15 protein-coding genes are annotated in these 22580 nt (G+C 44.0%); 10 read left to right on the top strand and 5 right to left on the bottom strand.

Annotation, left to right across the window (positions count from 1 at the left end):
• The first annotated feature begins 202 nt into the window (after positions 1-202).
• The 4 genes from Xsze_RS04680 (at position 203) to Xsze_RS04665 (ending at position 2599) form a co-directional block, all read left to right on the top strand.
• The gene (locus Xsze_RS04680; RefSeq protein WP_038237502.1) at positions 203-898 is read left to right on the top strand and encodes a pirin family protein; all 696 of its coding nucleotides are present in this window, start codon (positions 203-205) and stop codon (positions 896-898) included.
• A gap of 46 nt (positions 899-944) precedes the next feature.
• The gene (locus Xsze_RS04675; protein WP_141557231.1) at positions 945-1283 is read left to right on the top strand and encodes a hypothetical protein; all 339 of its coding nucleotides are present in this window, start codon (positions 945-947) and stop codon (positions 1281-1283) included.
• 644 nt (positions 1284-1927) lie between these two features.
• Entirely contained in the window at positions 1928-2296 is a 369-nt protein-coding gene (locus Xsze_RS04670) for a LecA/PA-IL family lectin (RefSeq protein ID WP_038237499.1), read from the top strand.
• A gap of 39 nt (positions 2297-2335) precedes the next feature.
• Positions 2336-2599, top strand: coding sequence for a hypothetical protein (locus tag Xsze_RS04665; protein ID WP_051462370.1), 264 nt, complete (start codon positions 2336-2338; stop codon positions 2597-2599).
• A gap of 84 nt (positions 2600-2683) precedes the next feature.
• On the opposite strand, the gene pckA is transcribed toward Xsze_RS04665, so the two are convergent.
• From pckA to Xsze_RS04645, 4 genes are all read right to left on the bottom strand, one after another.
• Complete coding sequence (pckA, locus tag Xsze_RS04660; RefSeq protein ID WP_038237496.1) at positions 2684-4303, bottom strand: phosphoenolpyruvate carboxykinase (ATP); 1620 nt, start codon at positions 4301-4303, stop codon at positions 2684-2686.
• Between the two features lie 264 nt (positions 4304-4567).
• Positions 4568-5425 (bottom strand): Hsp33 family molecular chaperone HslO, encoded by an 858-nt coding sequence (gene hslO, locus Xsze_RS04655; protein ID WP_038237495.1) that lies wholly within the window; start codon positions 5423-5425, stop codon positions 4568-4570.
• A gap of 76 nt (positions 5426-5501) precedes the next feature.
• Positions 5502-5924, bottom strand: a complete 423-nt coding sequence (hslR, locus tag Xsze_RS04650; protein WP_038237494.1) for a ribosome-associated heat shock protein Hsp15 — start codon at positions 5922-5924, stop codon at positions 5502-5504.
• An 88-nt stretch (positions 5925-6012) separates the two neighbouring features.
• Complete coding sequence (locus Xsze_RS04645; RefSeq protein ID WP_038237493.1) at positions 6013-8121, bottom strand: IgaA/UmoB family intracellular growth attenuator; 2109 nt, start codon at positions 8119-8121, stop codon at positions 6013-6015.
• 368 nt (positions 8122-8489) lie between these two features.
• On the opposite strand from Xsze_RS04645, the gene nudE reads away from it, so the two are divergent.
• Positions 8490-9053 carry an ADP compounds hydrolase NudE gene (nudE, locus tag Xsze_RS04640; RefSeq protein ID WP_038237490.1) on the top strand — a complete coding sequence of 188 codons (564 nt, stop codon included), beginning with the start codon at positions 8490-8492 and terminating at the stop codon, positions 9051-9053.
• Between the two features lie 443 nt (positions 9054-9496).
• Positions 9497-16693 carry a Tc toxin subunit A-related protein gene (locus tag Xsze_RS04635; RefSeq protein ID WP_038237487.1) on the top strand — a complete coding sequence of 2399 codons (7197 nt, stop codon included), beginning with the start codon at positions 9497-9499 and terminating at the stop codon, positions 16691-16693.
• Positions 16694-16796: 103 nt separating this feature from the next.
• Here Xsze_RS04635 and mrcA read toward each other — a convergent pair whose 3' ends face one another.
• Entirely contained in the window at positions 16797-19328 is a 2532-nt protein-coding gene (gene mrcA / locus Xsze_RS04630; RefSeq protein ID WP_038237484.1) for a peptidoglycan glycosyltransferase/peptidoglycan DD-transpeptidase MrcA, read from the bottom strand.
• A gap of 152 nt (positions 19329-19480) precedes the next feature.
• Between mrcA and pilM the strand changes: the two genes are divergently transcribed.
• Genes pilM through Xsze_RS04610 form a run of 4 tightly spaced genes read left to right on the top strand, consistent with a single transcriptional unit; the run spans position 19481 to position 22551 of the window.
• Positions 19481-20323, top strand: a complete 843-nt coding sequence (gene pilM, locus Xsze_RS04625; RefSeq protein WP_038237481.1) for a pilus assembly protein PilM — start codon at positions 19481-19483, stop codon at positions 20321-20323.
• Positions 20323-20871, top strand: coding sequence for a PilN domain-containing protein (locus Xsze_RS04620; RefSeq protein WP_244431786.1), 549 nt, complete (start codon positions 20323-20325; stop codon positions 20869-20871). Before pilM ends, Xsze_RS04620 begins: the two co-directional genes overlap by 1 nt.
• Positions 20861-21478: a hypothetical protein gene (locus tag Xsze_RS04615; protein WP_038237477.1), complete on the top strand. Its 618-nt coding sequence runs from the start codon at positions 20861-20863 to the stop codon at positions 21476-21478. The genes Xsze_RS04620 and Xsze_RS04615 overlap by 11 nt, the downstream gene beginning before the upstream one ends.
• On the top strand, positions 21475-22551 hold the full coding sequence (locus Xsze_RS04610) for a secretin N-terminal domain-containing protein (protein ID WP_038237475.1): 1077 nt from the start codon (positions 21475-21477) through the stop codon (positions 22549-22551). The genes Xsze_RS04615 and Xsze_RS04610 overlap by 4 nt, the downstream gene beginning before the upstream one ends.
• Positions 22552-22580: the final 29 nt, after the last annotated feature.

Here is a 22580-nt window from a genome sequence, read left to right as displayed (position 1 = left end):
CATGGAGAAAGCAAAACTAACTTAGCAACAACCAAATTCAATGAAAAGGAAAGTACAGTTTATTTTATAGATCTACTCAATATTGTCTTTCCCCTTTTTCCCATTATTTGTTCAAATTTTTTGAAATTTAAGATTAAATTTCTGATCTTTCATATTTATCCCCTTCAACTAGACTACTCAAAAACATTGAGGGATTTTGAAAATGATCTACTTACGTCAGGCGCTAAAACGGGGTCATGCCAATCACGGCTGGCTGGATAGCTGGCATACATTTTCATTTGCCAACTACTATGATGCAAATTTCATGGGCTTTTCCGCACTCAGAGTCATTAATGAAGATGTGATTGATGCAGGGCAAGGATTCGGCACGCACCCCCACAATGATATGGAAATATTGACCTATGTGTTATCCGGGGCAGTAGAACATCAGGACAGCATGGGGAACAAAGGGCAAATCTCCGCAGGGGAATTCCAGATTATGAGCGCAGGAACCGGCATTCGTCACTCGGAATATAACCCGCACAATGACCGCCAGCTGCATCTTTACCAAATCTGGATCTTGCCGGAAAAAACGGGATTGATGCCACGCTATGAACAACGCCGCTTTGATGCCGTTGAGGGACGCCAGTTGATCCTCTCTCCCGATGCCCGCTCAGGCTCTTTGAAAGTATTTCAAGATATGACGTTATGGCGCTGGGTATTTGACAGTGGCGAAAAAAGTGAATATACCATCGAAAAATCGCGAAATATATGGATTCAGGTAGTTAAAGGCGAAGTTGTGATTAATGGGATTCTGGCTACCGCCAGCGACGGCATCGCCATTTGGGATGAACCCCACCTTCAATTAAGTGCAAAACAAGACAGTGAAATTCTATTATTTGACCTGCCACCAGCTTAACAATAACTTCAATATCTTTCTGGAAATAAAGCGTTGAGTTAATTAAATGAGGAAGTTTGCATTATTATTCGTCCTTATGCCGATATTGGCCTGGGCAAATATAACTCCTGATATTTTATCTAAAAATATTGATAAATCAGGCTCAGAGAACGCAGTAAATCATCTTCAGGAAGATGAATGGAACGTTATATTTAAAGAGATCGCGGCGGGAAATAAAGCCTGGCTGGATTTGATGCCCGCATTGGCGCCATTCACTGATGCCAAACGTTCTGTAAGTTTGGAAGATGCCATCGCAGAAGCATTAACAACAAATACATCAGAGACTTTAAACACATTAAAAGTGCTGGATGCGAATAAGTATCCGTTCGTTCATGATTGGTTCTAATCTTGTTTGTGTCCCGCCCTTTGAAAAAACAAAAGATGAGGTCAGCGCCTTTTACCAGCGAATGCGTTATTCGAAACAATAGAAGGCGCTGACTGTTTGTGGGTACTTGAAGCCTCAATGGCTGAGTGGCTACAGGAACCGGCTAACAAATAAGGATTAGAAATGTAAAAACTCCCTACCTGTTTAGACATAGGCATCTACACATTTTCCGTCATAAATGATATTAATGGTTAGTATGCTGATAACTCCCTTTGTATTGTCGGGCTTGATGCTCGACTCAACCACCGATATTGCCCGCTGGTCAAACAACATATGACACCTGTTTCGCCCCTGTCTTCTGTGATCAAGGATGTTCAGTTGTTGGCCTCGCATCAAATCGGAAATAGCCAGATTGACACCATCCCTGTCCTCGCGGTTGAGAGTTTGGACTGACTTAATCAACAATGAATAATACAGTATTAAACAATCGTTCAAATTAATAAATGGATAAAAATAAGTTATATCTCTGAGATTTTATATTGGCAATTCAAATTAATAATCATGATATTCTCAACCGAGTTCGATTAATAAGTACAATTTTTCAGAACTTCCCGTAATCATCTCTAACAACCATTTGCATAAATGTAATTCTTGGAGGTAATTGTATGTACGATTGGTCTGGTACTGTTTCTGGCAAACTTCCGCAAGGTCAACCCACAGGACTTGTTCTTCGAAAAGGTGATGTAATATCTATTATTGCTTCTGGGTGGGTTCAATTTGCCTCTGACAATCGCCCGAATCCGTGGGCTGCTCCCCAAGGTATTGCAGGCCTTCCACCTCAAGCGGGAGGTAGCCTAGTAGGAAAAATTGGAGATTTTACCTATGAGATTGGTAATGGTGTACTCCACAAAACAGTTCCTACTGATGGCGAATTGACCTTCTTATTTGTTGATAGTCATTATGAAGATAATTCAGGTGATTTTTTTGTTAATGTTAAAATAGAATCACGTTACTCTCCTCTTGTTAGAATATAGTTCACGCCTAGCCAATTTTGCAAAGAATCCGCTACGGCTGTGGTACTAGAAGATGCTATCACCGAAGCGTTAACAACAAATACATCAGAGGCATTAAACACATTGAAAGTGCTGGATGCGAATAAATATCCGTTCATGATTGGTTCTAATCTTGTTTGTGTCCCGCCCTTTGAAAAAACAAAAGATGAGGTCAGCATCTTTTACCAGCGAACGCGTTATGCGTTATTAGAAACAATAGAAGGTGCTGACTGTTTGTGGATACTTGAAGCCTCAATGGCTGAAGCGAAACAGGCTGGTCAATAAATATTATGAACAAGAAACCCCCTATCTATTCCGATAGAGGGTTTTCTGTATTGGGTACATCAGATTCAATGGGTAAGCGTGGTATTACAGCTTAGGACCTGCTTTCACCAATGCTTCGCCCGCAGCGGTATCCGTATATTTATCGAAGTTATCGACAAAACGTTGCGCCAGATCTTTTGCTTTTACATCCCACTCGGCTTGATCCGCATAAGTCTGGCGGGGGTCAAGAATGCCGGTATCCACACCCGGTAATGTTGTCGGGACAGCCAAATCAAAAATCGGCAGTTGGATGGTTTCTGCGTCTTCAATGTCGCCATTCAAAATCGCATCAATAATGGCACGGGTGTCTTTGATGGAAATACGTTTGCCCGTCCCATTCCAGCCGGTGTTAACCAAATAGGCTTTCGCCCCCGATGCCTGCATGCGCTTGACCAGCACTTCCGCATATTGGGTCGGATGCAGTGACAGGAACGCTGCACCAAAGCAGGCAGAGAAGGTTGGTGTGGGTTCAGTGACACCACGTTCTGTGCCCGCCAGTTTTGCGGTAAAGCCAGACAGGAAGTGATATTGAGTCTGTTCCGGTGTCAGTTTGGAAACCGGAGGCAATACACCGAAAGCATCGGCAGTCAGGAAAATCACTTTTGTCGCGTGCCCTGCTTTTGATACCGGTTTAACGATGTTTTCAATGTGGTAGATAGGGTAAGAAACACGGGTATTTTCTGTTTTGGAGCCATCATTGAAATCAACCGAACCATCGGCCAGTACAGTGACGTTTTCCAGCAAGGCATCTCGGCGAATGGCATGATAAATATCCGGCTCAGCTTCTTTGGACAGGTTGATGGTTTTCGCATAGCAACCGCCTTCAAAGTTAAACACGCCGTCATCATCCCAACCATGCTCATCGTCACCGATCAATTTGCGTTTCGGATCTGTCGAGAGCGTTGTTTTCCCTGTGCCAGAAAGACCGAAGAAGACAGCAACATCGCCTTTTTCACCTACGTTGGCAGAACAGTGCATGGACGCGATACCTTTCAGGGGCAGCAGGTAGTTCATCATAGAGAACATCCCTTTTTTCATCTCCCCGCCGTACCATGTCCCACCGATCAGCTGCATGCGTTCTGTCAGGTTAAAAGCAACAAAGTTTTCAGAGTTCAGCCCCTGCTCTTTCCATTGTGGATTCGTGCATTTAGCACCGTTCATTACAATGAAATCAGGGGTGAAACCAACCAGTTCTTCATCCGATGGGCGGATGAACATGTTTTTCACAAAATGAGCCTGCCATGCCACTTCAGTGATAAACCTGACTTTCAGGCGTGTATCCGCGTTGGCGCCACAAAACGCGTCCACCACAAACAAACGTTTGCCTGAAAGTTGTTGAGTCACTAGCCCCTTGAGATGAGACCAAGTTTCCTGGCTGAGCGGTTTATTATCATTCTTACCTTTACCCTGATCAGCCCACCAGACGGTATCGCGAGTCACATCGTCGCGAACGATATATTTGTCTTTTGGTGAACGCCCCGTGAAAATACCGGTATCGACTGAAACAGCACCCAAATTAGTCAGAGTGCCGCGCTCATATCCTTCTAGTGAAGGCTGGGTTTCCTCAGAGAATAACAATTCATAACTTGGGTTATAAACAACTTCATCAACATCACGAATACCATAAACCGCAAGTTCCCGCTCAGTAATGCCTGTAACGCTCATTTATTGCTCCTGGTCAGTTAGACTTCTTCTCTCGGGGGAATAATAAATAATTATGACTAATTAACCGCGATTGTTATCAAAAAATTGAAATCACATTAATTTTTTTGAGTTTATATGAGACACAGGACACGAAATAAAGGTATGTTGATAATAAAAAGGGCGTTTTTCACGCCCCTAAAAAACATTATTCATTCAATAGGTGCAACCCAGCAATGACTGCTTACCGCCAGAGTTCATGCATCAACTCTTTTTCGGTGTTTTTATTTATTTCGATGCCTTTATTTCGTTAATGGCATTCTCATCGAAAATATAATGCACACCGCAGAATTCACACTCCATATCTATTTTTCCATCCTGTTGCAAAATCTCCTGAATATCCGCATCAGGTATTGTTACCAACGTATCAGCGCAGCGTTGTCGGGAGCAGCTGCAACGGAATTCGACACACTGTGGTTCATATAACGTGACATTTTCTTCATGGTAAAGACGACGCAAGATTTCTTTCACATCCAGTGTAAATAGCTCTTCTCCCTTGATGGTTGCAGTAAGTTGCACCAAATGGTCAAACATATTGTCACTGCCTTCCTGCGCCCCCGGCAGAATTTGCAATAACATGCCACCTGCCGCCATTTTTCCATCCTGCATTCCGGTACGGATAAACAGACGGGTCGGCAACTGCTCAGATTGTTTGAAATAAGCATCCAGACACTCTGACAATGTTTCACCTTCCAGCGCCACAACGCCCTGATAACGTTCACCTTCATCGGGTGTTACTGTGATGACCATATAGCCATTGCCTATCATATCCCGCAGGCCGGCTGCGGCATCCACACCACCGTCAATGCGCGCTGTGCCACGCATTTGCTGTTGGTTATTGCCATTAATGACAGCCAGTTTAACCGGCCCATCACCCTGAATCTGAACGGTGATATCCCCATTGAATTTCAGTGTGGCTGTCAGCAGACTCGTTGCGACCAACAATTCACCCAACAGTTGCTGCACAGGTTGAGGGAAGTTATGGTTTTCCAGCATCCGCTGGTACGTTTCGCTGACGGAAACAAGTTCCCCCCTGACAGAATGGCTTTCAAATAAAAAGCGGTGTAATTGGTCATGCTTGGTCATAAATCTCTCTCATCTCACTAAGACGGTGATGCCTTTCAGTTTTCAAATTACCGCCCAACGGGCCATATCTCGAAATTCATTGGGTATCGTCCGACTCATTTAATTTTGAATTCTTGAATTTCATCAGTGTACGCCGTTCTTTTTTATCCGGACGGCGATCGGGGTGTGGCATTGTGAGCGCATTCATTTTACGAGCCAATGCCATTTTTTCCCGATTGGTGATACTTTCAGCGGTTTCCTGATAAAGTTGCTGGGCTTCGGTGGCACTGCGCCGGTGACTGCTTAAGGCCAAAACGGTAACTGTTTTTTCATCCGTTCCCTGACGCAGCTTGATCTCTGCATTTAACTCAACCAGTTTACTCGGTTTACTCCGTTGCCCATTATAATGAACTTTTCCCCCATCAATCATTTCACGTGCGATAGAACGGGTTTTGTAAAAGCGGGCCGCCCACAACCATTTATCAAGGCGAACGGCCTGTTCATTATCTGATTTCTGCATGATTAAATCTCCCTGTATCTCTCATCCCAATATCTGATTTGAGCTGGCAAGAAACGAATTGAGGGTAACACAGGCCATGAGGTCACCGCTAACTCATTGGTGGAGCATGCGACTTGAAGCAGTTATCGTAATGTTGAGTAATGTGCTGAAGACGCCCCTGATTTTTTCTCTTTTTACTTATGACTAATGCGGTATTGATAGTCAATGTCGCCAACAGCAGTGCCAACAACAAACAGCTTCCCAAATAACGAATAAATGCTACTGAATCCGGTTCGCTGTGCAACATGATATTCAATGTCCCATTTGCATCTTCAAACAACTCTGTCACTATCCCTTCAATGTCAAACGGAGTATGCATTAACATCTCAACAATATCCTTTAACTCATTCCATTGTTCCATTAACGTATACTCATACCTACTTGAATCCGGCACCATCGGAAATTCAGTCAATGGCATATGTTCCGCACTAAATAGCAATACACCTCCCGGCGCTGGGCTATTTATTAAATTGGCAGCGTCATAAAGTTCCTTATTGAAAAATATTGCTGTAGTCTCTTCAACTATTTTTTCCAGCTCATCTGCGCTGCCAGAACGCAATAACACTCTGCCTTCCCGCAGTTTTCCACTTCTTGCCTCCTGCAATAAAAAGTCCCAATCCGACACGTTTCCCAGATTAAGCAATACATTTTTAAGGCGAATACAATCTACTGAGTCATGACACATGTTTTGTGCCTGTACAACAATCTTGGGAAAGTCCTCAAGTAAAATCAGACTTGGTTTAACAATGGCTGCATGTGCGTTAAGGCGAAATCTCTCCCGACTTTCAAACGGGTGTAATTGTTCAGCGATCGTTGTGAGAAACGCAGAGATATGTTCGATAGCTTCCGATTCTATCACCGGTAATGGCAATTCATTATTCCAATAGACACCTATGCAATTAAACGGCTGAAATATCATCATATTATCTTCCATACCATTAGGCGGCTCGTAGCACATTCCTTCTCCTTTGACTTTCAATACATCCCCTTCCTTCAGCGACATATTTTTCAGTTCCGAAACGCTGGTTATCACTTTGGTGTCACTGCCATACAGCCAGGCAAAACTCAATCGCATGGATAAACTGACTGGCGGGAAACAATACAGCACTAACATAACGAGCAGGGAGAAAGTCACCAGTATGAGATTTTTCTTGTAACGCCGATAAGGATAGTGCTTTTCTTCTTCATGCAATGATAGATGCCGTCCCTGCCGCACAACCTGACCGTTAATGTACATATCTATATCAGTGGTCTGATCAATATCATGCATGATATAAGGTTCCCAATGTATTGGATAAATGAGATCAATGCCGCCTAAAGAGATATTTTTTAATCGCTCCGGCTCAAATTCACTGAAAATTCCCCAACGCTTTGGAATGCCATTGAAACAATGGATATTTAATAATTTTCGTCTGGAGGGAAGCCTGAATTGCAGCCAAAAACTTCCCAGAATAAACAAAAGGGATACCAACATTAACCACGGCAGCATAGGAATAGGCACGAAAAGCGCAATAAACCACAGTGCCAAACCAATGCACATGAACAGGCTTTCCTGAATATCTGTTGAATATCGGAGATGGCGCTCTTCCACGGTTTCCTTGCGGACATACAGCAAGTTTGCGTTCGAATTACCGTTTTTCTGGATTGAGGCCTGTGCGATTTTTGTCACTGCCTGTGGAACCAAGAGGTCTTGCTGGTAATCTGTCAAAAAATAGCCATTCACGCCAATGACAAGTGGCATTGATGTCGTCTGAATAATATCAATCGTATTTTTTTGTTTAATGAATGACTCAAGCTGAGCAGGCAAGTGTACTTCTGTTTCATCAATGTAATAACGCCAATGATGGGAGTTATCCGAAACAGCAGAAAAACGGGTAATAGTGTGGTTAATAGTATAAACATCCATATTGTGAACAGATAACCTCGGATGATCAGCGCGATTATCTCTGTGCTGTTTCATTTGAGGATGTATATTTCTCAAATAGGATTCAATAAGCTGGTGTTCATCAGCACTCAACTTATGGTGGTCTGTTTTAGCCACCGATGGTAAAGGTAAATGACGTGCGTTATTAAGCTGCCTCCATCTGAAAGTCAGAAAGGAAGCCATTATAATCAGGCTAATAACAAAAATAGCCAATATAATGACCAATGAGCTCATTTTTTCTCCCGCCTATAACAGCCGTACAGAGACTGGCAGAATAACAATCTTTTGAAATGCTCAGTATCAGGCTATTCCTATTCGTGCCTTCCATTTTTAATTTTATTAACAAAACGTTATATAAATTTTCTCACACCTTTCCATAAAATAAAGCCTTTTTTGCAAGGGTAAGATATCAGCAAAAATTCATTCAAGCGATAATCGCTATCATTTACTAGCATAATCAGCCATATTAACGCAAAACTTGGGAAGCGCTCAATTTAACCACACATCCTAAATCAACCCATATAATTGATGTGAATTGGCAAGTGGTTATTTTCAACCGGCCAGTTTATGACAACCATAAAGGACAACCACAAAGGACAAACATGATTGAACTAAAAAAACCTAAAATATTGAATGTAAATGATATTGCTCACTCTCATTTATTCAGTATTCAATCCGTTGATCTTGAATTCAGCAACGGCGTAAAACGTGTTTATGAACGCATGAAACCCGGGAAACGTGAAGCAGTTCTCATCATTCCTGTCATTGGTGATGAATTAATTCTGATTCAGGAATATGCCGTTGGTATTGAACAATACGAGTTAGGTTTTCCAAAGGGAGCCATTGATGCAGGGGAAAATGTCCTTGAAGCGGCCAATCGTGAACTCAAAGAAGAAATTGGTTTTGGGGCAGGAAAATTGGAAATGTTGACAAAGTTAACGATGGCCCCTTCTTATTTTTCCAGCAAAATGAACATCGTGATTGCTCAGGATCTCTACCAAGAATATTTAGAAGGCGATGAGCCAGAACCATTGGTGCAGGTACGCTGGCCTATTTCTGACATGATGTCGTTATTAGATCATCCCGATTTCAATGAGGCCAGAAATGTCAGCGCCCTATTTTTGGCACAGCGATATTTGCAAGCAAAAAATAATGGGAAACGTTAGTTATTTCATTTTCCAATAAACGGGTATGGGCATAGTTTAACATCAATATTCATTTTATACCCGTTTTAAACACATTAAGAACGACAGAATAACCAATTAAAATAGAAGATAGTTTTATTAAAAAAAATAATTTAGTTGATAAAAAGTAATAAATAAATATATTTACAATATCTTTTAAATTAATTCATGGCTCAAATCTATCCCATCAATTTCTATAAAAACATTCACAGTATTTCGTGCCCCTTCTTGTAATCATATTGAAATAGAATCACTTTTTAAAAAACGATTAGAAGCTGAATATATTTTAGGCTAGATAACCATCATTATATCACCATAGTCTAACCATGCTTATCAACCTGTAAAACATAACTCATTGTTATGAATTGGATATAGAAATATTGCTTTTTCTTTTCCTGCATTTTCGATTTAAAAGGTGATCATGTATGGCTAACACAAATAATGAAACCATTAGTTACAAAAACCTCTTTGATGATAACCCCGATCTTTATTGCTTCCCTGAATTACCTGAAGCCAACGATGGCCCACTGGCCTATTTAGTTGATCTGTACCAACAAGTCAGAATGTTTGAAAGTAAAGCCAGCAAAGACAGCACGGGGTTTCTCAATCAGCGGCGTCCCGATATTGAAAAATTGTTGCTGGATAGTACAAACCTAAATAAGACCGTCAATTTATTGCCTCTTGTCATTGAAGTACTCGCCGAAAAAGCGAAAAAACATATCAACCAACAACAGCCCTTGGCCAATTCACTCGCCGAAATTCATTACCCCCTCTCTTTACCGTTTCATTTTCCGTTAAAACAAACAACGGCGGTATTGGCGGAAAAAGAGATCCCCTTGCTGGAGCTGATCCAACAAGCCGATAGCAAATATCCCAATTTTATTGATGACAACTTGAGTGCCGATTCACTGCAAACAGCGATGATGGTCAGCAGTATGCTGGCACCAAAACTTCAAACGCTGTTACTGGAAGAATCTCAAAGCGATCAAGAAGATTTCTTTAAGAAATATTTTGGCCTCAAAGGCGATGCAGCCAAAGCAGAGGAATCACTGTCCCGTCTTACCGTATTTACCCAGCAAACCGGGTTGAGTTCCCCAGAAGCAGAGAAACTGTTTGCGGTTAACGGAATATCCGGCGATGACACAGTGACACACAGTACTGTCAAGTACTCCGACAATGTTGCCAAACCTGACAATGCCGGCACAGAATTTCCTTCCGGTGCTGATTATGTCGCGTCATACATCAATGCAGGCCAGTCACCTGCACTCTATCTGGAAAAAACAGAAGATGAAGAAACGGCCAAAGATGTCATCCAACTTAAAAATGCCAGTAACGATAACTTTGACCGTATCCAACGCTTCCTGCATATTCAAAAGGCACTGAAACTCAACGCTGAACAGCTTGATTTGTTACTGACAACCGCACGGAAGGCAGAAAAACAGACAGACTATGTGATTACGGAAGCCACGCTACGTACTTTAGGTGTATTCCTGCATTTCCAGCAAGAGTATGGCGCTACCGCAGAACAATTTGCTGCGCTTATCGGGCACATCAGCCCCTACGCCCTTGAAGATCAGCTCTCTTTCTTTGATCGCCTGTTCAATGCTTCAGGGTTGTCACAGCAAGCCGCTTCGTCCTCGGTTCTGGTTCTGGATAATCAGCCATTTAAACTTGATGCCACCGATGGGGCAGATGCCTTGACCATCAACCAATTATGCGCCGGATTGAATATTGATGATGCGACCTGCCAGGAACTGCTGAAATTAATCATAAAAGCACAAAATCCGTCGCTAAAAGAAACCGATCCCCTTCCTGATCCGAAACGTTCACTGGATATCGTTTCTGCCCTTTATAGACTGGTTGCATTACCTCGGCTGCTGAAATTATCCGTTAATGAAGGGATGGAGCTGTTATTGATCATGAATCGTGATCATCCTGACTATCTGCAACAACTGGCTGGTATTCCTACGCTGGCTAAAGATGCCGAACTCGTTGATATTCTTGATATCCTGATCGCATTCATGAATGCCACACGGTGGATTAAGCTGCACAAATTATCCCCTTCAGTCCTTAATTTTTTGCTAACCCCAGCTTCATTGGGCAGCGGTATCACGGCAGAGATTGAAAATATTGACTGGCTCAACAAGATCAGGGCTGTCATGCCTGATATCAGTAGTGCCCTGCTCAGCGAAGATAAAATTGCTTCTGAAATGCAGCGGTTTAAGGCCCAAGAAACCCCTGTAAACTGGATGGCGGAACTCGCTGAATTAGTCGATGAAAAATCCGGGGTTGTTCTGATCGAAGATACAGGAGAGACATTAACCAACAAGGTGAGTGAAATTCTAAAAAAATTGGCCGACGACGCTGACTGGAAAGAATATGGTGACACGTGGACTCAAACGTTAACATCTCTCTTTATCAAGACATTTATTGCCCAGCAAGATCTGTTCATTAATGCCATCAGCCATGCCTTCGATATCGAAAGTTCCCTTTCCAAGCCATTACTGCAATGGACCGGGAGTACCCAAGCCAATTTCCTGCTTAATACCCTTGCTCTGGCTCAGCGTTCTGACGATCAAGAACGGAAAAATCAAGCAGTTGTCCTCTGGTATAACCTCAGTCGGTATGCTGCGATTTGTGTTTTATTCAAGTTGACAGAAAAAAGCATAGAGGCACTGATTCAGAACCCGGACTGGTTTAACGTAACTGTCGATGAAGACAATACCCTCATTGTTGATTTAATCCTCATCCATCGTCTTAGCCGCTACAGTGATTGGCTGAATTTATTGCCTGAGAATAAAACTGAGGACGACGCGCTATATTACCTTCGTCAAGCCAACCAAATTGGGCAAGATCCACCGGTGCCAAATGCCTGGACAGCCGAAAAGGCGGCGACCAACCTGGCTGGGTTAATAGATTGGTCAGATAAAGAAATCCTCAGGGTCGCCAACGCCTTTGAGCAGAATGCGGCACAAAATATCGTTGATATCAGCATTATCATGCGCCTCAAGGTACTGGCAGAAAAAAGTGAAATATCTGCCCAACCCTTACTGGATGTCGCCAAGCTGACCGCACAATCCAGTTATGATGATTGGTATCAAGTCAGCAGTGCCTTGTTTGCAGCCACTTCTGTCAAAGTACAACCGAAACTGGAAGGTGCGTTGAATGAAATCTGGCGGGATGCATTAATTGATTATTTATTGAAACGCTGGGCAACATCTGACGACACCTTGCCAACTATCACTACCGTCGACGATCTTTCAAATTATTTCCTGACCGACCTGCAAGTCGCCTCCAACGTCAGTACCAGCAAAGTGGCTTTCGCGATTGCCAGTTTGCAGCGCTACCTGTTCCGTCTGTTCTCCCGCCTGGAAATGGATTATGGCGTACAAACTATCAGCAATGAGCGAATTGAGCACTGGAACCGCAACCTTAGCCAATATGCCCATTGGCAGGCGTGGAGAAAACAGGACAACTTTCCTGAAAACTTCATTGATCCGACTTCCCGGTTACGTAAAACCCGTGCCTTTGCCGATTTAGAACACGATTTAGGTCAAACCCGATTAAACAACAGTGTGATCCAAACTGCCATTCTGCGCTATTTGACCGAATTTGAACGCATCAGCAATTTGCAATCGATAAGTGGCTACATTGATGGTACTGACCCGAAAAACGATCGTTATCACTTCATCGGTAAAAACAATGCCGAGCCGGTGGAATATTACTGGCGTACTCTCGATATCAAAATGCGCGATACCAATGATGTCATCAGCCCGTTGGCATGGAGTGAATGGGAAAAAATAACGCTCTCGGTGTCAGGAACTTTACTGGCGCTGCGCCCAATTGTGATTTCTGGCCGACAATATGCCATCTGGGTTGAACGGGAATCCAGCCCATTGATGGGATTGGATCAAAAACCGTCAGATTACCGCGCAGTCAATCTGAAATTTGCCTATAGGCAAAACAATGGTGAATGGAGTGCGCCAAATACCCTCTATCGGCTGGATGGTACTGATGCCAATGGTGAATACCCCGTAGACTCAAATGGCAAACGTATCTCCGATAAAGAAAACCCTTATCTGAAAAATGAAAAATACAAGCCCGGCCTGATTTCAATGGTGATGGTGGATGAGCAACGAGAAAATGACCCGTGGATGGGGGTGTTGTTGTATGACTCAACCAATGAACTTCCCAGTAATTGGAAGAAAAATAAGGATTATTTTCTGGAATTGCGCGACTTACTGCTGGTAGATAAGAAAACACTGCCCCTTACGGAGGAAACTGCCCTTATTTCAAACTGGTACAGGTTATTCAAAAATCCGGAAACGCTGCAACTTGATTATGCTGGCACCGAAAAGTTTGTCGAGGTTACCTCCGTTGATGATAATCCCCGACCCATTCTGAACCTGACAGCAAAATTAAATAAGGCAAAAAACCAACTGGTTTTGACCGGAACAAATACGCTGATCAAAAGAAATCCAAAAGGGAAAGGAACAACGTTTAAAAACTTTGATGTCAGTAAGATATTGTCAATATTACCCTCCAATAATTTCACGGGAAACATCCCTATTGATGAAAATACAAACCCACCTATTGTAGGGACACTTTCTATACAGGTGCCTGCCAGTCAAAAAAGTCTGAAAACGTTTAACCTTACCTGGGTAGGTGATACCCCACCAGCAACAACATTCAGTGTGAATTATGATGGGATCATTCTGTTTGCTGTATCTCCTAATGAATGGAAAGACAAAAAAGTCACTAAATTTGCCGATCTCATGTGGTTTAATGGCGCCCCCATCCAACAAAGCAGGCAATGGAATCCAACAGAAAGTAAGTTGAGTGTCGGAATTGGAGAGCAGAAAAAAACTGTTGGGGGCTGGGGATTGAAGCTCAGTTCTCAATGGGAATATACAAAATCACAATTAACTTTACAGGTCGCTTTTCCAAGCGATATTCCCGCTATCACCAAAGAAGCCGAGCTTAATGGTAATGCCACCACAGGAGAAATTCCCATCTCCCTTGAGACTAATTTTAATGATAACTATCACGTAAATTTATATTCAACATTAGAAACCGCTTATTCTAATAAGAAAATAGAGTTCACAGGGAACATAGTTAATCACTACAAGGTCAGCATAAGAGAAAACGACAAGATCCCTGTCATCACCTTACGCAGAAATGACAAACAAGCCCAATATCTGGATATCGGGAGCCTGCAATTCAAATCTACCTCCGCCATACGGCTGAATACCCTGTTTGGTAAACAATTAGTTGCCCGCGCCACTCAATCCATTGAACGGGTGCTGGCTTGGGATACGCAATCCTTGCCCGAACCTGAGCTGGATGACAAAACATCACCGACAAAAGTCGATTTTCACGGTGCCAATGGGCAGTATTTCTGGGAATTATTCTTCCATCTGCCGTTCTTGGTTACCTATCGACTCAGAGAGGAACAACGTTTTTACGATGCCAGACGCTGGCTGCTTGATCATCTGTTTGATCCCTATGGCTCAATACGCATGTGGAATTCCCGCCCCATTACTGAAAATGGGAGCAATCTGCGTCCTTCTGCCAAAGGATACGATCCAGATACAATGGCTTACAGCCAGCCGATCCTTTACCAGAAAACCCTCTTCCATTTTCAGATCAAGCTCTGGATACAAGAAGGGGATAATCTTTATCGTCAACTCAGCAGAGACAGCCTGAATGAAGCCAATTTATGCTATCAACAAGCCCTGCAATTGCTTGGTGCATTGCCGGAAGGTTTAAAGATCACACGCTGGCATCCCATCACACTTGAGAATATCAAGAAAGACTTTCTCCCTGATGTGCAATCAACCAACATTAGCCGTTTCGTGTCCCCTTTCAATACCCAATTAATTGAATATCAACAGACAATCAAGAGCCGTCTCTATAACCTGCGCCATGGCCTGACGCTGGATGGTAAAGTGCAGCCACTGCCACTCTATTCAAGTATCGGGGATAGCAGCAGCCTGATACAACGCAATCGTGGCAATATGTTCAGCCAATTGAGTCAGATACAGCAACAAATTCCACCTTATCGTTTCCCATCCATGTTGAAGCGTGCCAATGAAGCTGTGGAGCAACTGATACAAATGGGACACAGGCTATTTATTGCAATAGAAAAAGAAACCAATGCAGAACAGGGCGTGCTGGAGCAATCACAGGCACTCCGGCTATCTGCTTTTACCATTGAGTTGCAGCAGGAAGCCGTCCAGATTGCCCAACTGGGCAAAACTACACTGGAAGAAAGCAAAAAGATGGCCCAAGAGAGATATGAACATTATCACCGGCTCTACGAGCAAAACCTTTCCCCTCTGGAGATAACGTCACTCGCTCTCAAGACTGCCTCCAGTGTCACCAAAATGGCCGCAGCGCCTTTCTTTCTTGCTGCTGCGGTTGCAGATACCGTACCTAACATTTACGGGTTAGCATTCGGTGGTGCCAAGTATGGAGAAATCGTCCGAAGTGCTGCAATTGTTTCTCAAACCACCTCTGAAGAATTGGAGATTATTTCCGATAAACTCGAAAGTGGTGCAGCATACGAGCGTCGGCGTCAAGAGTGGGAAATAGAGTATAAACAAGCACAAAGTGAAATTAACATTATCGACCGTCAGTTACAGGAACAGGAATTACTGATAAAAAGTGCCTCTGTCGCCCTACGGGAAGCAAAAGCACAGCAAGACGCAGCCCGCGAACTGTATGAATTTATGACAACAGGTTTCCTGATTGTGCCGACTTATCAGTGGCTGATGGGGCGTCTCGCTGCCCTGTATGCCCCTGCCTATGATGCGGTTCTTTCCATGTGTCTGATGGCAGAAGCAAGCTGGCGCTATGAAGTCGGGGATTATCAACGCGGCAGCTTTATAAAGACCACGGCATGGAATGATTCTTATCGTGGCCTGCTGGCGGGGGAATCATTGCAATTGGATCTGCTGCAAATGGAAAATACATGGTTGCAACGCAATGAACGCCGCATGAACATCAAAAAAACCATCTCATTGGCTCAGGTACTGACCATAGATGAATTACGGGATCAAATCGATACAAAACAGATGGTCAGTTTTACGCTGAATTCCAAGCTGTTCGATAATAATTATCCTGGGCATTATCTGCGTCAGATTAAACGCATTTCTGTATCGATTTCACTGAATAATTGGGCTATCACGCCAGACTCTTCCTCAGAAATCAGTGCCGTACTGACCCAAACAGGCAGCTCAACACTGACCAATGCAGATATTGAAGGCGTGAACTGGCTTTATGACCCCAACAGAACAACTGGCAACAGTAAAAATATTGTGACCAATTTGCGTGCCCAACAGCAAATCGCCCTCTCTTCCCTGAGTGAAGATGATGGCAGCGCTGCCAAGGATAACTGGTTATACACCCTGATGTTTGATGATGACCGCTATCTGCCATTTGAAGGGACCGGAGCCATATCAACATGGACACTGGAGTTCCCGGATAAGAGTGTCATCGATAATATATTCAAAAACATGAGTATATGGCGATTGGAAGATATCAGCATTCATGTCCACTATACCGCCGTGGACGGAGGCAAACAGTTTGCCAAAGCCGTAAAAGAAAAGCTCAAAAAATAATCGTCCAGCATTGATGCACTGACAATAATAAAAGGCCTCGCCAATCTCTCAGCGAGGCCTTTTTTATCTTTTACTTTCGCTACCCTGACAACCGAAAAATCAATCAGAACAACTCGTGGCTTTCACCATTCTCGGTAACCGTTGTTCCTACATCCGGTGTTGCATATTCCGTCGGCTGTGTACCTTCAATGAAATATTCTTTGCGGGTATTGCCGCCGCCATTGGATAACTTGCCTGTCGCTCTATCAATTGTGACAGAAACAATCCCGGCAGGCGGCGTCATCATTTTCTCAGGAACACCGTCCAGCGCCGCTTTCATGAAATCATCCCAAATCGGCTGGGCTGTTTTCGCGCCACCTTCACCTTTTAATGCCGCTGTACGCCCCAGACTTCTGCTGTGATTATCAAAACCAATCCAGACTGTCGCAACCGTATCCGGACCATAACCAGAGAACCACGCATCTTTAGAGCTATTCGTCGTTCCTGTTTTACCGCCGATATCGCGACGTTTCAAATCACGGGAAGCACGCCATCCTGTTCCCATCCAACCCGGCTCACCAAAGATATTGGTGTTTAACGCATCATGGATCAGGAATGCCAGCGGAGTGCTGATAACATGGGGAGCGTATTGTTGATCACCAATATTGACATTCTCCGAAACAGATTCTAAATCTGGCTGAGGGGGGACAGCCGGATCTTGCTGGATATTGGAATGCGCTACATTTTCAATGGAATCTTCAGACAATTCGATGGAGCGGACAGTATTTCCATAAATCACGGGAATGTCTTCACACTGCGGGCAAGCCATTTTAGGCTTGGCTTCAAACAACACTTTTCCTTCATCATTTTCAATTTTGTTGATGAAGTAAGGGTCGACCAAGTAACCGCCGTTTGCCATTACCGCATAACCACGCACTAATTGCATCGGGGTAAAAGAAGGCGAACCCAGCGCCAAGGATTCGGTACGTACAACATTTTCACCCGGCAACCCAAAGCGTTTCAGGTAATCAGCGGCGTAGTCCACCCCCATTGCACGCATGGCACGCACCATCACCACGTTCTTGGACTGCCCCAATCCCTGACGCAAGCGCACCGGCCCGTCGTAAATCTGCGGTGAATTTTTCGGGCGCCAGTCCGTTCCAGCTCCTGCATCCCAGCTACTGATAGGCGCATCAATCAGCAATGATGCCAATGTCAGCCCTTTATCCATCACTGCGGTATACAAAAATGGCTTGATGTTAGAGCCCACCTGACGTAAAGATTGCGTCACACGGTTAAATTTACTCAGCTCAAAATCGAATCCGCCAACCAAGGCTTCTACCGCCCCATTCATCGGGTTGATGGAAACCAGTGCCGCATTCGCTTCAGGAAGTTGGGCCAACCACCAGACATCATTGACCTTTCTGACCCAGATTTGCTCACCGGCATGAATCACTTCATTGACGCTGCGCGGAGCAGGCCCTTGTAAACTATCCGTCTTGAACGGGCGCGCCCAACGGACACCAGCCATCGTCAGTTCAGCTTTACTGCCATCCGCCAGTATCGCTTCCGCTTGGGTGGTACCTGATTTTGTCACTATGGCAGGCAGGAAAGGAGCATATTTAGGCAGGGTTTTCAATTTATCGAGGATCTGTGCCTGACTCCATGCGGGTTGATTCGCGTTCCACAACACGGCTTGTGCACCGCGGTAACCATGGCGGGTATCATAATCAATCACATTGGTACGAACAGCATCCGCGGCTGCCAACTGAGTTTTGCGCGTGATCGTGGTATAAACCTTATAGCCATCGGTATAAGCATTTTCACCATAACGGTTGATCATTTCCTGACGGGCCATTTCCGTCAGATAAGGCGCGGCAAAGGCAATCTGGGGGCCGTGGTAACGGGCAACCAATTTCTCAGCTCTGGCTTCATTGTACTGGCGTTGAGTGATAAACCCCACCTCCAGCATCCTCCCCAATACCACATTGCGGCGATTGATAGCCTTATCATACGAGTAAAGCGGGTTAAAAGTAGAAGGGGCTTTCGGCAATCCCGCAATCACAGCGATTTCACTCAACGTCAACTCATTAACGTTCTTGCCAAAATAGACATGAGCTGCCGCTCCTACCCCATAAGCACGCTGACCGAGATAAATCTTGTTGAGGTATAACTCAAGAATTTCTTCCTTCGTCAGCAATTGTTCGATCTTAATTGCCAGAAAGGCTTCTTTGGCCTTACGTATCAGGGTCTTTTCTGGGCTAAGGAAAAAATTCCTCGCAAGTTGCTGGGTAATAGTACTTGCGCCTTGGGAAGCATGGCCGGAAGTCATCACCACGGAAACCGCACGGATAATCCCAATGGGATCAACACCGTGGTGCTCATAAAAACGGCTGTCTTCCGTAGCAATAAACGCTTTTACCATCAGAGAGGGAACTTCGGACAAGCTCAGGGGCAAACGGCGCTTTTCTCCGTATTGGGCAATCAACTCGCCATCAGCACTGAGCACCTGCATAGGGGTTTGTAATCGGACATCCTTCAACGTCGCAACATCAGGTAACTGCGGCTCGATATATTTGTATAAACCAAAAATCGAAGCAGTTCCCAATAAAATGCAAACAAAGATAAGGATCAAAAAATACTTTATGAACTTCACCTGAAATTTCTCACGCCATGTTAATAGGGCAGTTTATAAACAATCAGTACGTAGTATAAAAGGCTCAGTATTTAGTATAAAGGCTATACAGCACTATGGATATGGCCTTTCATCACTACAACTTTTCATTAGTCGATAGGGAGATCATTAATATGTATCCACCTAAATGGTATATCGGACTGGATGTCCAAGATCATTACATCCGTGCTCTTGCTGCCACTAAACGCCGTGACGGCTGGCATCTCCGACATTGCTGGCAATGTAACTTATCAAACGAGATCCTTTCAGGAGGGAGATTACAGTATCCTGAAAAATTGCTATATATCTTAATGCAATGGAGGCAGACATTACCTAAAAATATTAGCTTAAGATTAGCCCTGCCTGTTCAGCAAACATTACAGCGACATGTTTTTTTACCCGGCCATACGGTATTGCAAGAGCCGGAGCTTGGCTGGTTTGTACAGGCTAATGCCAGTAAACAATTTCCTGTCAGTGACATTGCATTAGATTATCGGGTGCATGATCAGCAAGTCTGCATGAGTGCCATCCGTCAAAAAGATCTCAATCTCTGGCTACAGTTACTCTCAGACATCGACTTACATCCGGACGCCATTGATATCTCTCCCTGTGCGTTACGCTATGCTGCCAGAATGGCGGGCGTACCTGATGACTGTTGGCTAATTCACAAACGCATGGCAGATTGGCTCTGGGTTTCACCCAGCAACCGCCCTTTCGGTTACGGGTTGATAGCATCGCCATCACCTCTTCCCCAAATTACCAGCCAATTACCCATCACTCCCGAAACAGAAGGATACGCCATTTATTACAGTGATGAAGAACAAACTCAATCCGTCAAAACTCCGCCAGCTTCCGTAGAGTCTGTCAACTATTGGCAACTTTTAAGCGCATTCCACCATTATCAGGCCCCGATGCCAGACAAAATAAATGCTTTTATGATTGCCGCAGGTTTGGCTCTCAGGCCGGGTGACCAATGATGCATCAAGTCAATTTTTTACCTTGGCGGCAAAGGGCACTGAAACGCAAATACCAAAGATGGGGGTATCTATTCTGCCTGCAACTGACTGTATGGACAGCCATATTAGCCTTCATCTATGTGCAACAAACTAACCTAATTAAACAAAATCGCGGGGAGTTAACGGAAGTTCAGCAACAATTAGCGAAATTTCAACGGGCTGTAAACGAAATAGATCAGGCCATACTGCATCATCAACATTTGATTCAACAAGTCAGGAAAAAAAGGGAATTCATGGAGCAGAACCAACGGTATTTACAGCTATTCCGTCAACTCCCCCAGTTGTTACCGGAAAAAAGCTGGCTTACTGCATTTAGTGACAACGGCGGGCAGCTGATCTTCTCCGCCCGCAGTCAGGACTATATGGATATATCAGACATGTTGGATAACCTGACAGAAGAGCCACAGCTTATCAATATTCAGCTACAAAAAATGACCACAATTGAAGACCAGCTTAAGGTTTTTACCATTGATGCAAATTGGCTGACAGGAGAGAGCAATGGGAAATAATTACCTTGAATGGTTTTACCGGCCGATGTGGCAATTACTTCTTTTGCAGCAATTCATCGTCATCCTGTTGTTGTTGAGCTTCTATTTTTTTCTCTGGCAGAATAATCAACAAAAGCTCCAGTCCCTCCGAGGCAGTCTTGCAGAACAGCACCACCATACAACGCTCTCTCAGCAAAGACTGGCTGAATTACCGCGCATAACAGATATCCAAAAGCAAATTCAGCAAGTGACCGCAGAGATAGACCAAAACACACCGCCAATAACCCATCTGGCCGCATTGAAACAAGTGACTGTACTCAAGCGACTGCATTTTCCCCTCATCCGGTCTGGTAGCCAGCTTATTGAGTGGAAAATTCACAAAGAAAATGATCAGGTATTCTGGCACATTATGCTGTCACAAAGTTATGACCAATTTTTGCATTTCCTCAATGAGATCCAGCAATTACATCCCCCGTTACTGATCAAGCACCTTTCAATCAATCCCGTCGATGGCGGGTTGAATGTCCGCATGGTCTTATCGGACACACCCTTGCCTGATGCAGCCTTGCCAAAAGCAGACATTCCAGATAAGGCCGAAGCAAATCTCAGCGATCAGGATAAATCATGAACAGATATGCGTTGCTCTTACTGACAGCCTTACTATTTCCGGCATTTTTCCCGACACTGTGTTTTTCAGAAGAAGAGCCTCTTTTAAACATTTCAGCAAGAGATCCGTTTCAACCCCCGATAAACCCGGTAGAGAGTGAAACTGATTTTCCTTCGCATACACAGGATGAACCAGAACTAGAGATCGAATATCAGGTGATCACACTGCAATACGCTGATGCAGAAAGAATAGCTGAACAATTGCAAAAGAATCATCCTGCACTACTGACAAAGTGGGGGAAGATTGAACATGATCCTTTAACCAACAGTCTGATATTGGAAGATAAATTTGATGCCATTACCCGTATCAAAAACTGGCTGAAAGAAGTGGATACCCCACAGCAACAGGTGCAAATCACTGCCCATATCGTTACCAGCAGCAGGGAGGCATTACACGAACTGGGCATTTACTGGGGAATCACAGCCGATCCATTGAACCGCTCAATGGGCTTGAATCGCCTGAACCTACACCAGCCTGCGGGTAATCAACGTCACAGATTAGTCCTGAATACCGCTCGCATCCATGCAAATTTGCTGGAAATGGAACTCAGTGCGCTGGAGCAGGAAAATCAACTCGATATCATCGCCAGCCCCCGATTAACCGCCTCACACCAGCAATCTGCCAGTATTAAGCAAGGTTCAGATATTCCATACCTTGTTCAGGAAAAAGACAAAACCACAATCCAATTTAAAGAGGCTGTACTCGGTATGGAAGTCACCCCGCATATATTGAGAGAAGGCAAGATCCGACTCGCATTGAAAATCAGCCAGAACTCTCCGGGTTTTCCCATTAATCAGGGAGGGAATGAAAATCTGGCAATTGATAAACAAGAAATAATTACTCAAGTGACAGTCAGAAACGGAGAAACTCTGATTTTAGGGGGGATTTTTCAACAGAAAAAAGGCGTGAGTGTACAAAAAGTTCCTTATTTATCAGAAATTCCATTATTGGGTACAATATTTAATCAAAAAGGAGAACAGCATAGCCGAAGAGAACTCGTTATTTTTATTACGCCCCAACTGACCAATATTTAACCTACAATAAAAATAAACATTATATATCA

The organism is Xenorhabdus szentirmaii DSM 16338, from assembly GCF_002632585.1.
GTDB classification, from domain to species: Bacteria; Pseudomonadota; Gammaproteobacteria; order Enterobacterales; family Enterobacteriaceae; genus Xenorhabdus; species Xenorhabdus szentirmaii.
Note: the sequence above shows the minus strand (reverse complement) of the source record. Positions and strands in the feature narration are given on the sequence as shown.

What these genes read in the sequence shown, in the direction of transcription:
- Xsze_RS04680 (WP_038237502.1), top strand. Translation starts at nt 203, where the DNA reads ATGATCTACTTACGTCAGGCGCTAAAACGGGGTCATGCCAATCACGGC.
- Xsze_RS04635 (WP_038237487.1), top strand. Translation starts at nt 9,497, where the DNA reads ATGGCTAACACAAATAATGAAACCATTAGTTACAAAAACCTCTTTGAT.
- Xsze_RS04615 (WP_038237477.1), top strand. Translation starts at nt 20,861, where the DNA reads ATGGGAAATAATTACCTTGAATGGTTTTACCGGCCGATGTGGCAATTA.
- Xsze_RS04610 (WP_038237475.1), top strand. Translation starts at nt 21,475, where the DNA reads ATGAACAGATATGCGTTGCTCTTACTGACAGCCTTACTATTTCCGGCA.
- pilM (WP_038237481.1), top strand. Translation starts at nt 19,481, where the DNA reads ATGTATCCACCTAAATGGTATATCGGACTGGATGTCCAAGATCATTAC.
- Xsze_RS04645 (WP_038237493.1), bottom strand. Translation starts at nt 8,121, where the DNA reads ATGAGCTCATTGGTCATTATATTGGCTATTTTTGTTATTAGCCTGATT.
- Xsze_RS04670 (WP_038237499.1), top strand. Translation starts at nt 1,928, where the DNA reads ATGTACGATTGGTCTGGTACTGTTTCTGGCAAACTTCCGCAAGGTCAA.
- nudE (WP_038237490.1), top strand. Translation starts at nt 8,490, where the DNA reads ATGATTGAACTAAAAAAACCTAAAATATTGAATGTAAATGATATTGCT.
- pckA (WP_038237496.1), bottom strand. Translation starts at nt 4,303, where the DNA reads ATGAGCGTTACAGGCATTACTGAGCGGGAACTTGCGGTTTATGGTATT.
- Xsze_RS04675 (WP_141557231.1), top strand. Translation starts at nt 945, where the DNA reads ATGAGGAAGTTTGCATTATTATTCGTCCTTATGCCGATATTGGCCTGG.
- Xsze_RS04620 (WP_244431786.1), top strand. Translation starts at nt 20,323, where the DNA reads ATGCATCAAGTCAATTTTTTACCTTGGCGGCAAAGGGCACTGAAACGC.
- hslR (WP_038237494.1), bottom strand. Translation starts at nt 5,924, where the DNA reads ATGCAGAAATCAGATAATGAACAGGCCGTTCGCCTTGATAAATGGTTG.
- hslO (WP_038237495.1), bottom strand. Translation starts at nt 5,425, where the DNA reads ATGACCAAGCATGACCAATTACACCGCTTTTTATTTGAAAGCCATTCT.